A 14,103-nucleotide genomic window follows, 5' to 3' on the forward strand; every position below is an offset into this window, starting at 1 on the left:
CCAGCATGAACGTACATCTTTTCATACCGTGCTTCGTAGACCAGCTCTTTCCTGAAACCGCCTTCAACATGGTGAAAGTCCTGGAAAAACTCGGCTGCACCGTGCATTACAATACCGAACAAACCTGCTGCGGCCAGCCCGCCTTCAACGCAGGGTACCAGGACGAATGCCGGAGCGTGGCCACCAAGTTCCTCAAAGACTTTCACGTGTACGACTATATCGTGGCGCCCAGCGGATCCTGCACCGGCTTCGTACGGAATTACTACGGCAAACTGTTCGATAATTCCGCCGCACATAACGATGTAAAACTCCTCCGCAAAAACCTCTACGAATTCACTGAATTTCTCGTAGACGTGCTCGGCGTAACCGACATCGGCGCCACCCTCGAGGGCGTCGGCACCTATCACGATGCCTGCGGCGCCCTGCGCGAATGCGGCATCAAGGAAGGCCCCCGCAAACTCCTGGCCAACGTGAAAGGCCTCGAACTGCGCGAGATGAACGAATCGGAAACCTGCTGCGGATTCGGCGGCACCTTTGCCGTGAAATTCAAACCCATTTCCCTCGGAATGGGCGAACAGAAAGTGCACAATTCGACAGACACCGGTGCGGATTATCTCATCTCCACCGACCTTAGCTGCCTCATGCACCTCGACGGCTATATCCGTAAACACGGACAAAACATTAAAATCATGCACATCGCGGACGTACTGGCCAGTGGCTGGTAATCCGCGCCCATAAAGCGATTCGGAATGCAATATTGGTTAGTGAAATCGGAACCGTTCAAATATTCCTGGGACCAATTCGTGAAAGACAAGCAGACGTTCTGGGACGGCGTGCGCAACTACGCCGCCCGCAACAACCTCCGCTCCATGAAGAAAGGCGACCAGGTATTGTGGTACCACAGCAACGAAGGCCTCGAGATCGTCGGCATCGCCAAAGTGGTGAAAGAATCCTACCAGGACCCCACCACGCCCGATCCCGCCTGGCTCGCGGTAGACCTCGCACCGGTGAAAAAGCTCAAAAAGCCCGTCACCCTCGCGCAGATCAAAGCCGAAAAAAGTCTGGCGAACATGGACCTCATACGGCTCGGCCGCCTGTCGGTCGGAACGGTGAAACCCGAAGAATTCGAAAAAATCATGGAAATGGCAGGCATGTAAGCCTGTCATTTCTTATTAAACCCGAAAGATATGAAACCCAAACTGGTCGTGCTTTCCGGCGCAGGCATCAGCGCCGAGAGCGGTCTCCGCACCTTCCGCGATTCCGACGGCCTGTGGGAAGGGCACGACGTCTTCGAAGTGGCCTCGCCCACGGGCTGGGAGAACAATCCTTCCCTCGTCCAGGAATTCTACAACCTGCGCCGCAAAGACGTGCTGGCCGCTGTGCCCAACGCCGCACACAGCGGACTGGCACAGCTGGAGCAGTGGTACGATGTACGGGTGATCACCCAGAACATCGACGACTTGCACGAACGCGGCGGCTCCACGCGCGTGCTGCACCTGCACGGCGAAATCCTCAAAATGCGCAGCGTGTATGATGAAACCACGCTGTATGAGATCCGGGAAGACATTCAAATGGGGCAGCTGGCGCCCGACGGCGGACAGTTCCGGCCGCACGTGGTGTGGTTCGGGGAAGATGTGAGCATGATTCAGCCGGCGGTGCTGGAGATCGTACAGGCAGATGTGTTCGTGCTCATCGGCACCTCGCTGAATGTGTACCCCGCGGCGGGGCTGGTCAACTACCTGCGGGCGGATGTGCCGCGGTTCATTATCGACAAAAAAATCCCGCCGGTAAGCGATTCCCATAGCTGGACGCTGATCGAAAAACCGGCGACGGAAGGGGTGGCGGAACTGCTGGCTTTGCTGCAACCCTAAAAAAATAGCCGTCCCGGTACTACCGGGACGGCCCATACTTTCACTTGTTCAAAACTTCCTCTTCTAGGAGTAGTCATAGGAAAAATGACTTGAATCCCGGGATGAAAGCGGTTGCATCTTCGGCCTGTAAGTAATGTGTTTTTCCTCAATCGAAAGTTTCCTCGAACCTGATATCGAATTCCTCCAGTTCACGGAGGACGGGATTGTAGATGTCCGGCATAACGGGGATCTGCAGGCCTGTGAGGCTTACCTGGCCGGAGAGGACCAGTTTGGCCAGGATGCCGAGGGGCAGCCCTACCGTTTTTGCCATGGCGGTGCGCAGGTTATCTTCTCCCTGCACGATCATATAACTTGATAATTTAGTGCTCATGTTGCGCCGCTCGAACTCGATCTCGTGCAACATTACGATCATGTCTTTATCGGATGGCTCCATTCTCAGGCGGGCTTCGAGTACATGCTGCAAAACGCCCGCGTTGGTCTGTTCCCCTAAGTTAATCAAATCTCCGTTCAAAATGCCCAAAAATTTCAGCTGGCGGATCAGTTTGCTTTTGCTGCTGACGCCAAGGAACTGGGCAACGTTCTCTTCCGGGCTGAGCTGATCGTCTGCCGCCACGTTCTGCATGGCCCATGCGGAATAGGCGAGCTTGTCGGTCGGGCGTTTCTTCTTGTCGTCGGTAAGCCCGAGCCTGACCACCGCGTTCCAGCCTTCGCAGAAATCGGGGTAGCGGAGGGTGGCGCGCATGAAGGTGGGCACGTTGGAGAGGTTGTAGATATCGGTGTAGTTGAGGGAATCGCGGTTGGGATACCAGGCGAGTTTGCCGAGGCCGGGCACCTGGATGGTTTTGGACTGGTCGAACAGGTGTTCGTATTCCACTTCCTTCACTTTACCCTTTTCACGGTAAATGGCGCCGGAAGCGCCTGCCAGCACGATGTTCCGCGCATTCCAAGAGATCTTGTACTGCCAGGGGTTGTCGTTGCTTTCGGGGGAAATAAGCCCGCCGCAATAGGAGCGGAAGCAGGAGATCTGGCCGCCTTTCTTTTCGATCGACTGGATAAGTTTCATGGCAGACATATGATCGATCCCCGGGTCGAGCCCCATTTCATACATGAAGAGCAGGCCGGCCTGTTCAATTTCCTTTTCCAGTTTGCGGATTTCCGGGTCGATGTACGACGCGGTGAGGAGGTTCTTGCCGAATTGCAGGCAATCGCGCGCCACCGTGATGTGCAGGGCGGGCGGGAGCAGGGAAATGACGAGGTCGGTTTCCCGGACGAGGGGCTGGCGGACCGATGCGTCTTTCACATCGATCGCCGCTGCCGTGGCGTAATACGACTTTCCGATCTTGGATTTGATCAGCATGAGGTCGTTATCTACAACGGTGATATGCCATTTTTGCCGGGGCGCATTGGCCAGCAGGTAATCGATCAGTACGGTCGCTGACTTGCCGGCGCCAAACAATAGAACATGCTTCATAAGAGACTCTGGTGGTTAAAACTACCAAACGAAAACAATAATTTCCGGCGAATGTTCAGATAACCGCAGTTTTCCAGAACATTCGAATAATTGCTTCCGCTCGATTATAAGGGCTGATTTTCATAGGGTTATAAACAAATTGCTTGCCAATTTGTGATCGGCTGGTATATATCAATTTTAAGATATATAGAACATTTACCGGAGATGACGCGAAAGTAGGAATATTCCCTCATTTTTATTCACAATTAGCCCCCAAAGCACCGGAATCCGGCCTGAAATCGTTATATTTGCTCTTTATTTAAGGATACGGAAAAACCTGTAAACCAATAACATAATGATAGAGAACACGGACAATCAAGACAATCAAAAGGAAGGTAGAATTGTTCCGATCAACATTGAGGAGCAGATGAAGACGGCGTACATCGATTATTCGATGTCCGTGATCGTAGGCCGCGCGTTGCCGGACGTCAGGGATGGTTTCAAACCTGTTCACCGCCGCGTGCTGTTCGGCATGCATGAGCTGGGGAATACGCACAACAAGCCTTACAAGAAATCTGCCCGTGTTGTTGGGGACGTAATGGGTAAATATCACCCGCATGGTGACGCTTCCGTGTACGATACCATGGTACGTATGGCCCAGCCCTGGTCGCTCCGCTACATGCTGATCGACGGGCAGGGTAACTTCGGATCGATCGACGGCGACATGCCTGCGGCCATGCGTTATACCGAGGTGCGCCTGCAGAAGATCGCTGAAGCGATGCTGGAAGACCTCGAAAAAGACACCGTGGATTTCACGCTCAACTTCGACGACACCCTCGAAGAGCCTTTGGTGCTGCCCACCCGCATCCCGAACCTGCTCGCCAACGGCGCCAGCGGCATCGCGGTAGGGATGGCCACCAACATCATGCCCCACAACCTGTCCGAACTTGTAGACGGGCTCACGGCCATGATCGAGGACCGTGACATCACTACGGAAGAACTGATCAAACATATCAAAGCCCCCGACTTCCCGACGGGCGGTATCATATACGGTTTCGAAGGCGTTAAACAGGGCTTCGAGACCGGCCGCGGCAGGGTAGTAGTGCGCGGCAAGATCATGTCCGAAACGGCTAAAACCGGTAAGGAAAAACTCGTGATCTACGAACTGCCTTACCAGGTGAACAAAGCCGTGCTCCACCAGAAAATCGCACAGCTGGTCAACGATAAAGTGATCGAAGGCATTTCCGACGTGCGCGACGAGAGCGACCGCGAAGGCATGCGCCTGGTGATCGACCTCAAGCGCGAAGCGATCCCCAACGTCATCATCAACCAGCTGTACAAATACTCCGAGCTCCAGACTTCTTACGGCATCAACAACGTGGTACTCGTAAAAGGCCGGCCCCGGATCATGAACCTGCGCGACCTCCTGGCGGAATTCATCGAGTTCCGCCACGAAGTGGTGACCCGCCGCACGCAGTACGAACTGCGCGAAGCGGAAAAGAAAGCCCACATCCTCGCAGGTTATCTCATCGCCCTCGACCATCTCGACGAAGTGATCGCCCTCATCCGCAACTCGGCCACCCCCGATGTAGCGCGCGAAGGCCTCATGTCCAGCTTCGGGCTGAGCGAAATCCAGGCGAAAGCCATCCTGGAATTGCGCCTGCAAAGGTTGACAGGCATGGAACGCGACAAAATCCGTGAAGAATACGAAGAGATCATGCAACTCATCGGCCGGCTGAAGGAAATCCTCGGAGACGAAGGCCTCCGGATGCAAATCATCAAGACGGAACTGGAAGAAGTGAAAAAGAAATTCGGCGACGAAAGAAAGACCGAAATCCAGTACCTCGCAGCCGAAATGCGCATCGAAGATATCATCGCCGAGGAAGACGTGGTGATCACCATTTCCCACCTGGGTTACATCAAGCGCACCTCCGCATACGACTACCGCCAGCAGAAACGCGGCGGCCGCGGCGCCATGGGCGGCAAAACACGTGACGAAGATTATATCGAGCACCTGTTCGTAGCGTCTACCCACCACACCATGCTGTTCTTCACTGAAAAAGGCCGCTGCTACTGGCTCAAGGTATACGAAATCCCCGAAGGAGAAAAATCCGGCAAGGGCCGCGCCATCCAGAACCTCATCACCCTGCCGTCTGACGACAAGATCCGTGCGATCATCGACATTAAGGACCTGGGCGACAAAGAGTTCATCAACAGCCACTATATCGTGCTCTGCACCCGCAACGGCATCATCAAGAAAACCTTGCTGGAAGAGTTCAGCCGCCCGCGGACCAATGGCGTGAACGCCATTACGGTGAACGATGGCGACCAGCTGCTGGAAGCCAAGCTGACCAACGGTAACAGCGAAATCATGATGGCAGTGAAGAGCGGCCGCGCGATCCGCTTCCCTGAAAACACCGTGCGCGACACCGGTCGCGGCGCCATCGGGGTACGGGGTATCGAGGTCGATAACGAAAAAGACGAAGTGGTTGGTATGATTTGTGTTGATAAGGAAGACAAAACGAAAACCGTGCTGGTGGTATCCGAGAAAGGATTCGGCAAACGGACCGACATCGAGGAATACCGCATCACCAATCGCGGGGGTAAAGGGGTAAAAACTATCAGCATTACCGAAAAGACCGGCGCCCTCATCTCCATCGTGGACGTTACCGAAACAAACGACCTGATGATCACCTGCAAATCCGGCATCACCATCCGCATGGCGGTGGCTGACGTCCGCGAAGCAGGGCGCGCCACTCAGGGCGTAAGGCTCATCCGCATGGACGAATCCGACGAAATCGCCGCCGTAGCACGGCTCGACGAGCAGGAGGAAGACGAGATCGTTGAAAACGCCGAAGGCGTGGAAGGTGGTGAAGCAGGCGCGGAAGGTATTGCAGAAGATGCCGGATCAACCGGTGAAACGGCTGAAGGTGGTGAAGAAGCCGCTGGTGAAGCTGCTTCCGAACCCACTGAAGAATAAACCATTAACAATTAACGATAATTATTTAAAAACCTGAGCCACATGAAAAAAATATTTGTAACGCTTCTCTTTTGCGGCGCCGGATTTGCAGCCATGGCGCAGAAAGCAAAAGTGAACAGTGCAGATGAATACCTGAAAAGCGACAAAATCGACCAGGCGAAAGCTGATATCGAAGCGGCGCTCGCTCATGACAAGACCAAAAACGATGCACGTACCTGGTACGTAAAAGGCAAAATCTACGAAGCCCTTGCTACCAAGAACAAAAGCGCGGCCGACGCGGAAGTTGCTTTCGAAGCTTTCAAAAAAGCCCTCGAAATCAACCCCAAACTCCCGGAAGCCCTCCTGGAAATGAATAACCGCATGTTCAACGTGTACGCCACCATCGGCAACGCCGGTTATGGCAACCTGAACGATCAGAAATGGGACTCCTCTTTCATCTATTTCAAAAAAGCGGTAGAAGTACGCGACTACTACAACGGTAAAGACCTCGGCGGCTCCATCCCCACAGATACCGCCATGGTATTCTACGCCGGTTACGCCGCCCAACAGGCCGGTAAAAAGGACGACGCTTTCGAACTGCTCAAAAAAGCAGCCGAGCTCCAGTTCAAAACCGAACCCGCCCTGTACGTAGTACTGGCGCAGCAATACGAAGAACGCGGCGATAACGCCAACTGGCTCGGCACCATCGAAAAAGCGAAAGGCCTCTTCCCGGCAGACAAACGCTTTAACGACATGGAAATGCTCTACTATTCCAAAACCGGTAAAACGGACGACCTGTTGAGCATGCTCGAGAAAAAAGTGAACGAGAACCCCAGCGATTTCAGCCTCGTGCTGGATTACGCCATCCGTCTCGATAACGTAGCCAACCCGCGCGACGAGAAAGGCAACGATGTAGAGAAACCCGCCAACTACGACGCGCTCATGAACAAAGCGGAAGAAGCTTATAAAAAAGCACTGACCATCAAGGCAGACGATGCTACCGCCAACTTCCAGCTCGGCGCCCTTTACTTCAACCGCGCAGTAGCCAGCAACAAAGAGCTGAACTCCCTGAGCAGCAAGGAGCAAACCGGCCCCAAAGCGAAAGAACTGCAAACTAAAGTGCAAGGCCTCATGGACCAGTCGCTCCCGTACTTCGAGAAAGCCGACGCCGGTTTCACCGCCATGGGCAGCAAAATGGAAGCCAGCGACAAACGCACTTTCGAAAGCGCACTCTACGCACTCCAGAAAATCTACGCGATCAAAAACATGACCGATAAAGTAGAAACCGTGAAAAAGAAACTGGAAAACCTGAACTAATCAGGTCCCATTCCATAAATTAAAGGCAAGGGGCAACCCTTGCCTTTTTTTGTTGCCCACCGCTGCCGCACGTCCCAATCTGCCGCCATATTTCCACAGTCGTTTCCCTACGCAAACAAGTAAGTGATTTTCATGGGGTTGTAATAGCGTATTGTTAATCAGGCATTATCATTTTAACATCGATAATATGTATTCAGCAGGATGCATTGGCATGGTAATTCGCGTATGTGTTTGGAAAACATGTAACTAATTCCAATAACCATATCAAATCCTTACAATTATGGTCACACGAACAAAACCTACTGACATGCAGGAGCAACATCACGAAAACATGCTGATGAAAGACGCGAACAGGCAGGAGCGTTACGGAGAACAGGAATTTAACGACGATAATAACAACCAGCTGGAAGGATACGACGAAAACGAACCGAACACTACCGACCGCCGTCACCAGCGTGAAGCCGAAATGGCCGACGGAGATGCTGCCGCACATGGCGAAACGCCCAAAAGGACGCCCAGCAGAAGGGGATTTGCAGCTATGGACAAGGAAAAACAACGCCAGATCGCCAGTAAGGGTGGCAAGGCCTCGCATGGCGGCGGCCGTAAACCCAGCAAACCCCGCTGAGGCGGATAAGGACATTCAGAAGCGTGTGCCCGTCTGCGGTACACGCTTTTTTTATGCCCGGGCCGGCTTTTTGCGTAAATTGACATTCAATCATCTATTATGAAAGCTGTAGCAGTTAACCAGTTCAAAAGCAATCCAGCCGTAATGGACTTGCCTGTACCACCACTAAAAGCCGGCACCATCCGCATCCGCCTCGCCGCGGCGGGGCTCAACCCGTTCGACTGGAAGTTGGCAGACGGCATCCTCGAAAACCAGATGCCGCATGTATTCCCCATGATCCTCGGTACAGACGGGGCCGGTGTGGTGGAATCTGTCGGGGCGGGCGCAGACCGTTTTAAGGTGGGCGACCGGGTATATGGCCAGATGATCCATCCGCCGATCGGCGAAGGGTCGTATGCCGAAATGGTGACCGTTCCCGATTCGGCGGCCATCGCCGCAGCGCCGAAATCCATTGCGCTTTCTGACGCCGCGGCGCTGCCGACGGCGGGGATGACGGCGCTTCAGCTCCTGGACCGCTCGGGGCTGGCGGAAGGGCAAAAGCTACTGCTGGTGGGTGCAACGGGCGGCGTGGGCTCTTTCCTGACGCAAATCGCCAGGGCAAGGGGTATTTACGTCATCGCTACCGCATCTAATGAGGAATCGGCGGCGCGGATCAAACAGTTGGGGGCCACGGAAACGATCAATTACAAAACGGCTCCTGTGGAGGAGCAATTTCCCGGCGGGGCCGATGCGTTGATCGACCTGGTGAGCGATAAAGTGAATTTTGAAAAGATGCTGCCGCTGGTAAAGAAAGGCGGACATGTACATACCACGCAGTTTGTGGCGGATAAAGACCGCATCCATGCGCTCGGGCTGCGGGGCGGGAATTTCGAGACCCAAGGGACCCCGGCTTCACTCGATGCGCTCCGCGAACTGATCGATAGCGGGGGGCTTACCGTACCGGTGGAACGCCGGATCCCGCTCGACCAGGCACCCCAGGCTATCGCGGATAGCCGTGCGGCGAAGAGCAAGGGTAAGACCATCCTCCTCATCGACACTTCGCTGGATCAAGTCTGACGATATTATATCACGATCGCCGCTGTGGCCGGGTACAACCGGGCAGCGGCGGCGGTATTTTCAGCCGAGCTGTTCGCGGACCTTTTTGGGCAATCCTTTTACGACGAGGTCGTAGGAGTTGCGGGTCCATTCCAGGAGCAGCCGGTCCGGGATGGAGCCGTCGAGCAAAACGGTGTTCCAGTGCTTTTTATTCATATGATAGCCGGGTAGCACGCCTTCATATCTTTCCCGCAGTTCTTCCACCAATTCCGGATCACATTTCAGGTTGATGCTTTCGAATGATTCGATGTCGACCAAAGCGAACAGTTTACCCATGACGGTAAATACCAGCGTGGTTTCCCCGAAAGGAAATCCTTCGGCGGTGCCCGGAAGGGAAAGGCAGTATTCCTGGAGTTTTTCGAGATTCATGCCCACAATTTACTGAAAAACTCCGTTGTAAAGGAAAAGCGGGCCCCGGATAGGATTCCTTACATTCTCGATAAAACCATCACCTTGATTCATAACAAAATAGGTTCAACCAACGAACATTTTACATCAACCCAACTCACTGAGAATCAATATCTGCTTACAATTAAATGTTAAATAGCGGCCGTTTTGGATAGGAATGGTTAGGGTAGGAGTTGAAGTAACCCGGGTTAAGTTTTTAACATCCAGTGCGTTGACCGAGACAAGAAAATGCGTTATTGTTTCAGTATTAACCTTACATCCCCCTGAAAACAGCTTTTGGGAGAGCCGAAAAACGCCTGTGCGGAAAATCCGGTGCAACCGAAATTTACATGGGTGGATTCTCGGAATATGTGATGAAAAACGGTAATTTGGCTCGCCATGAAAACCGTAGGCTAATCCCGATTCCTTCCACTTTGCATGCAATAACAACCTATATGAGTACATTTAAATCCATCCTGATCCCAGCTATTACGCTGGCCGCCGGACTAGCGGCAGGTTACTGGTGGGCGCAATCCGGGAATCCCGGGGCCGCTGCCGGCAAACCCAATCCTGACGCTTCCCGGTTCGTATGCAATTCCTCGACGGATGTGCCGGAAAAAGACCTGTTGACGGTAGACACCGCGTTCAACATGATTGCCCGGTACGGTAAACGCCTTCCGCCGGACTCCGCCCAATCCCGAAGCATTTGGTTCTCAACGGAGCGAATCCACGCTTTACTTTGCGTCATGAAAAGGGATTCCATGAGCGGTGTCCGTTTTTATTACGCCAAGTACGCAAACGATTACCCGTCCAAACTGGATGAAGGCAGCATCGGTCACAACCCGATCAAGCCTTACTGGGGCCAAACCACGCTCGTGCTGGTTACCACGCGCGCCCAGGGCAAAAAGCACCTGGACCATATCAAAGTCAAGGAAGGTGGAAACGGCCGCCCGCACATCGGCATGATCCTGACCAGCCCTCCGCCAGACGATCCGGAAAACAACGGGGAACTCTGTCCGCCGCCTAAAAACTGCTTCTCGAAAGGCGCGTATTTCCTCGCTCCGAACGTCGACAGCACCAAAAAACACATTTACAACTAATGCATTATTTCACCGTCAACACGGTAGCCGAATGGATCTGCTTCCTCACCGCCCTTGTCTGCCTCCGGCACGACAAGGATCCGGTGTGGAGGCGGTTTCCGTTCTACCTTCTCCTTGTTTGCCTCGTCGAAACCGGCGGAATTTTCATGCGGACGGAACTGAAGATGCCCAATGCCCCGATCTACAACGGCTATATGCTCGCCGAATGTTTCGCAATGACTACATTCCTGTACCATCTTATTAAGCCCTATGGCATGAAAATCTGGGTGCCCCTGGCATGGGGCGCCATCTTCCTCACTGCTTGGCTCGCGGAATCGCTCGACGGCGACTTCGGGACGTATTCCCGGCAAACGGCCATCCTGCTTTCCATCGCCGTCGTAGTGGCCTGCCTGTATTATTTTTATCTCGTGTTGCGGGACGACCGGTACGTTCGCCTGGCCACCCATCCGCCGTTCTGGTGGGTGAGCGGGACGCTGATGTTTTACTTCGGCGGCATCGCCACCTACATCTTTTTCCAGTACCTACTGGAGGCTTCTTCGGTCGAGGGTATCCGGTTTTCCCTCAGGTATGTTATTTTTAAGGTCCTGAACGTACTGTTATACGGCAGCTGGACTTACGCTTTTATATGCAGGTACCGACAAACGAAATATTAACCCTGATCATCTGGGTGAGCGCCGTCTTCCTCATCGCTCCGCTGTTCCTCATCGTATATGTGAGCGTGTATAACGCCCGCAAAAAGAAGCACCTGGAAGAAACCGAGCGCATGCGGAACGCATTCAAAACGGAGCTTTTACAGACCCAGATGGAGGTGCAGGAGCAAACGCTCAAAACCATCGGCAACGATCTGCACGACAATATCAACCAGCTCCTCGGGCTGATGACCATCACTCTAAGCGCGGTAGACCTTTCCGACAAGGAAAAAGCGGCAGAGAAGATTTCCGCCGCAGAAGCCCTGGCGCGCCGGTCTATCCGCGAAATCCGCGCACTGTCGCGCCTCATGCATGGCGAAGAGCTCGTAGGCAAAGGGCTCCCGCATGCCATTTCGTTCGAGCTGGACTGGCTGGAAAAATCGGGCCGGTACCAGGTCCACCGGAAAGGCACGCTCAACGGCATGCCCAAACACCCTGAAACCGAGCTGTTTGTGTTCCGCATTTTCCAGGAAACGCTGCATAACATCATCCGCCATGCCCAGGCCACTTCGGTGACGGTGGAACAAGCCTGGGCGGATAACATCCTGACGCTCACGCTTATCGACGACGGCGCCGGTTTCGACGTAGAAGCCGCGCTTTCGAACCCCTCGGGCATGGGCCTCCAGAATATCCGCAAAAGAGCCGCCATGATAGGGGGCTCGGCCGTCATCAAATCCGTTCCCGGAAAGGGATCCTCCGTCACCATCACCGTTCCCCGTGCAAATCACAACCATGCAACATAAAACCATCCACATCGCTATCGTAGACGACCATACGCTGTTCCGCCAGGGGCTTACCAGCCTGCTGTCGGAATATCCCGATATCCGCGTTGCCTTCGAAGCCGCTCACGGCAATGAAATGAAAGAGCGCCTCGGGTCAACACCGCCGCCAGACGTGGTTTTGATGGACATCAACATGCCCGTCATGGACGGTTTCGAGTCCACCCAATGGCTCAAGCAGCATCACCCCGACGTGAAAGTACTGGCACTCAGCACTTTCGAAGACGATAAGCCCATCATTAAAATGCTGAAGAACGGCGCCGGCGGTTACCTTGTCAAGGAATCCCGCATCGCCGACGTGGTGCACGCCATCCGCACCATCCATGAGCAGGGCTATTTCCTCAACGAGCTGATTTCCGCGAAAATGCTCCGCAGCATTCAGGACAATCCCACGCCCGGCGCGTTGCAGGTACAACTGAGCGATAACGAGATCACTTTTCTCCGGCTTTGCTGTTCGGAATTGACTTACAAGGAGATCGCTTCGGAAATGAAGCTCAGTCCGCATACGATCGACAATTACCGACAGGAGCTGTTCGACCGCCTGGCGATCAAATCGCGCACGGGATTGGTGCTTTTCGCCATCAAAAACGAACTTTACGCGCCCTGATCCAGCAATCAGGCGTAAAACGGATATAAAAATCCCCGGTCTATCAACCAGACCGGGGATTCTTGTTTTCGATTCGGATGGAGTGAAGGAAACCGGCGCGGGAGAACCAGCGCCGGTGCATGTTTCATGTGTTACTTAGTGAAAACTGAAGGTAAATGGAATAGGGATCCTTAGGATGGCAAGACAATTAAGTTTAAACGACAGCTGCCAGCATCCTGGGTTCCATGAAACCAGCCGGCGCCCTGGCAACGGTAAGCCAGGTGCCGTCGGTTTCGTACTTGTACGTGCAGAAGCCTGATTTCCAGGCATTATCCAGTTCGAGAAAGATTTCCATGTTGGGCTGCGGGACCACGTTGCTGTAAGGCGGCGCCAGGTACGGCATACCCATGATAATCAAAACGTTGGGGAATTCCACAATGGGTGAGGCCGGCGAGGAGAAGTAGTAACCTTTCAGATAACTGAGGCCAAACGAATGGTGAAATGCACCGGATCGTAGTTGTCCGGTGCCGGTCAGCTGCTTTGTGAATTCATTGACAGTCAACGAAATGCGCAGCGCGGGGGCGCCGGATTGGGTTCCGCCGATATCGATATGGACGGAATACAGCCCGGGGGCGATGGGAGTGTCTGGTAAAATGGTCTTAAGCATACAGAGAAAAGCGAACGATCAAATTTCCAAAATGGCGGCCACCCCTGAAAGGTTGTTTTTCCCCTGGGCCGGGGGGATTTTCAGCCTTTTATAACTGGCACAGGGAGATTTGATTTTCAATGCATTACGGAATGACTCGCTGAATAAGGATATATTTCAGGTTCCTGGATACCGGATTTCAGCGCTGGAACGCGTCGCCATCCATTCGAAAATAATTTCGGGGGATGAGCAAATATTTACAAAATCCTAACCGCTCCGTCAACGGCAGAATGGGATCGCCGTTTTGCCGACATTGTCCTAAAAAGGAATAGCCTGCGGCCATCATAAATTAGAATATTTCCATTTTAAAATCGAATCAAAGGGGCGTTGCGCTATCCCAAATTCTTCAACTCACGAATCGAATAATTTCCAAATCCATGGAATCGGGATGCGTTTTACAGGCCAGGAATAATGATAAACTTGAAGGGGAGATTTCTCCGGGTATTCAATATGTTTTATTTAACATAATGTAAATTATAAAGCAATATAGGCAAATGACTGAATAGAAGTATTTGCTTATCAATATGTTATATTCTGCG

At 53.3% G+C, this 14,103-nt stretch carries 14 protein-coding genes; 11 read left to right on the top strand and 3 right to left on the bottom strand.

Going from position 1 to position 14,103, the window contains the following annotated elements; translation table 11 throughout:
- Positions 1-5 precede the first annotated feature (5 nt).
- Genes EJ361_RS02810 through EJ361_RS02820 form a run of 3 tightly spaced genes read left to right on the top strand, consistent with a single transcriptional unit; the run spans position 6 to position 1,871 of the window.
- Positions 6-725 carry a (Fe-S)-binding protein gene (locus tag EJ361_RS02810; RefSeq protein ID WP_126243816.1) on the top strand — a complete coding sequence of 240 codons (720 nt, stop codon included), beginning with the start codon at positions 6-8 and terminating at the stop codon, positions 723-725.
- A 24-nt stretch (positions 726-749) separates the two neighbouring features.
- Positions 750-1,157 carry an EVE domain-containing protein gene (locus EJ361_RS02815; RefSeq protein WP_126243817.1) on the top strand — a complete coding sequence of 136 codons (408 nt, stop codon included), beginning with the start codon at positions 750-752 and terminating at the stop codon, positions 1,155-1,157.
- A gap of 30 nt (positions 1,158-1,187) precedes the next feature.
- Entirely contained in the window at positions 1,188-1,871 is a 684-nt protein-coding gene (locus tag EJ361_RS02820; protein WP_126243818.1) for an SIR2 family NAD-dependent protein deacylase, read from the top strand.
- A 145-nt stretch (positions 1,872-2,016) separates the two neighbouring features.
- On the opposite strand, the gene EJ361_RS02825 is transcribed toward EJ361_RS02820, so the two are convergent.
- Positions 2,017-3,342 (bottom strand): saccharopine dehydrogenase C-terminal domain-containing protein, encoded by a 1,326-nt coding sequence (locus tag EJ361_RS02825; protein ID WP_126243819.1) that lies wholly within the window; start codon positions 3,340-3,342, stop codon positions 2,017-2,019.
- Between the two features lie 334 nt (positions 3,343-3,676).
- Between EJ361_RS02825 and gyrA the strand changes: the two genes are divergently transcribed.
- The 4 genes from gyrA (at position 3,677) to EJ361_RS02845 (ending at position 9,278) form a co-directional block, all read left to right on the top strand.
- Complete coding sequence (gene gyrA, locus EJ361_RS02830; protein WP_126243820.1) at positions 3,677-6,301, top strand: DNA gyrase subunit A; 2,625 nt, start codon at positions 3,677-3,679, stop codon at positions 6,299-6,301.
- A gap of 42 nt (positions 6,302-6,343) precedes the next feature.
- The gene (locus tag EJ361_RS02835; RefSeq protein ID WP_126243821.1) at positions 6,344-7,597 is read left to right on the top strand and encodes a tetratricopeptide repeat protein; all 1,254 of its coding nucleotides are present in this window, start codon (positions 6,344-6,346) and stop codon (positions 7,595-7,597) included.
- Between the two features lie 307 nt (positions 7,598-7,904).
- On the top strand, positions 7,905-8,222 hold the full coding sequence (locus EJ361_RS25720; protein WP_205686909.1) for a KGG domain-containing protein: 318 nt from the start codon (positions 7,905-7,907) through the stop codon (positions 8,220-8,222).
- A gap of 99 nt (positions 8,223-8,321) precedes the next feature.
- Complete coding sequence (locus EJ361_RS02845; RefSeq protein WP_126243822.1) at positions 8,322-9,278, top strand: NADP-dependent oxidoreductase; 957 nt, start codon at positions 8,322-8,324, stop codon at positions 9,276-9,278.
- 60 nt (positions 9,279-9,338) lie between these two features.
- Here the strand turns inward: EJ361_RS02845 and EJ361_RS02850 are convergent, their stop codons facing one another.
- Positions 9,339-9,686 carry an MmcQ/YjbR family DNA-binding protein gene (locus tag EJ361_RS02850; protein ID WP_126243823.1) on the bottom strand — a complete coding sequence of 116 codons (348 nt, stop codon included), beginning with the start codon at positions 9,684-9,686 and terminating at the stop codon, positions 9,339-9,341.
- Between the two features lie 473 nt (positions 9,687-10,159).
- Here EJ361_RS02850 and EJ361_RS02855 point away from each other — a divergent pair, with 473 nt between their 5' ends.
- The 4 genes from EJ361_RS02855 to EJ361_RS02870 are packed head-to-tail and all read left to right on the top strand — an operon-like array spanning position 10,160 to position 12,879.
- On the top strand, positions 10,160-10,804 hold the full coding sequence (locus EJ361_RS02855; protein ID WP_126243824.1) for a flagellar basal body-associated FliL family protein: 645 nt from the start codon (positions 10,160-10,162) through the stop codon (positions 10,802-10,804).
- Positions 10,804-11,457, top strand: a complete 654-nt coding sequence (locus EJ361_RS02860; RefSeq protein WP_126243825.1) for a hypothetical protein — start codon at positions 10,804-10,806, stop codon at positions 11,455-11,457. The genes EJ361_RS02855 and EJ361_RS02860 overlap by 1 nt, the downstream gene beginning before the upstream one ends.
- The gene (locus tag EJ361_RS02865; protein ID WP_126243826.1) at positions 11,430-12,236 is read left to right on the top strand and encodes a sensor histidine kinase; all 807 of its coding nucleotides are present in this window, start codon (positions 11,430-11,432) and stop codon (positions 12,234-12,236) included. Before EJ361_RS02860 ends, EJ361_RS02865 begins: the two co-directional genes overlap by 28 nt.
- Complete coding sequence (locus EJ361_RS02870; protein WP_126243827.1) at positions 12,226-12,879, top strand: response regulator transcription factor; 654 nt, start codon at positions 12,226-12,228, stop codon at positions 12,877-12,879. Before EJ361_RS02865 ends, EJ361_RS02870 begins: the two co-directional genes overlap by 11 nt.
- A 193-nt stretch (positions 12,880-13,072) precedes the next feature.
- On the opposite strand, the gene EJ361_RS02875 is transcribed toward EJ361_RS02870, so the two are convergent.
- Entirely contained in the window at positions 13,073-13,525 is a 453-nt protein-coding gene (locus EJ361_RS02875; RefSeq protein ID WP_126243828.1) for a DUF1842 domain-containing protein, read from the bottom strand.
- Between the last annotated feature and the right edge of the window lie 578 nt (positions 13,526-14,103).

The sequence above is a fragment of the Chitinophaga rhizosphaerae genome, assembly GCF_003958645.1.
Classification (GTDB): domain Bacteria; phylum Bacteroidota; class Bacteroidia; order Chitinophagales; family Chitinophagaceae; genus Chitinophaga; species Chitinophaga rhizosphaerae.

Coding starts and splice junctions, on each gene's coding strand:
- EJ361_RS02810 (WP_126243816.1), top strand. CDS start 6: ATGAACGTACATCTTTTCATACCGTGCTTCGTAGACCAGCTCTTTCCT.
- EJ361_RS02815 (WP_126243817.1), top strand. CDS start 750: ATGCAATATTGGTTAGTGAAATCGGAACCGTTCAAATATTCCTGGGAC.
- EJ361_RS02820 (WP_126243818.1), top strand. CDS start 1,188: ATGAAACCCAAACTGGTCGTGCTTTCCGGCGCAGGCATCAGCGCCGAG.
- EJ361_RS02825 (WP_126243819.1), bottom strand. CDS start 3,342: ATGAAGCATGTTCTATTGTTTGGCGCCGGCAAGTCAGCGACCGTACTG.
- gyrA (WP_126243820.1), top strand. CDS start 3,677: ATGATAGAGAACACGGACAATCAAGACAATCAAAAGGAAGGTAGAATT.
- EJ361_RS02835 (WP_126243821.1), top strand. CDS start 6,344: ATGAAAAAAATATTTGTAACGCTTCTCTTTTGCGGCGCCGGATTTGCA.
- EJ361_RS25720 (WP_205686909.1), top strand. CDS start 7,905: ATGCAGGAGCAACATCACGAAAACATGCTGATGAAAGACGCGAACAGG.
- EJ361_RS02845 (WP_126243822.1), top strand. CDS start 8,322: ATGAAAGCTGTAGCAGTTAACCAGTTCAAAAGCAATCCAGCCGTAATG.
- EJ361_RS02850 (WP_126243823.1), bottom strand. CDS start 9,686: ATGAATCTCGAAAAACTCCAGGAATACTGCCTTTCCCTTCCGGGCACC.
- EJ361_RS02855 (WP_126243824.1), top strand. CDS start 10,160: ATGAGTACATTTAAATCCATCCTGATCCCAGCTATTACGCTGGCCGCC.
- EJ361_RS02860 (WP_126243825.1), top strand. CDS start 10,804: ATGCATTATTTCACCGTCAACACGGTAGCCGAATGGATCTGCTTCCTC.
- EJ361_RS02865 (WP_126243826.1), top strand. CDS start 11,430: ATGCAGGTACCGACAAACGAAATATTAACCCTGATCATCTGGGTGAGC.
- EJ361_RS02870 (WP_126243827.1), top strand. CDS start 12,226: ATGCAACATAAAACCATCCACATCGCTATCGTAGACGACCATACGCTG.
- EJ361_RS02875 (WP_126243828.1), bottom strand. CDS start 13,525: ATGCTTAAGACCATTTTACCAGACACTCCCATCGCCCCCGGGCTGTAT.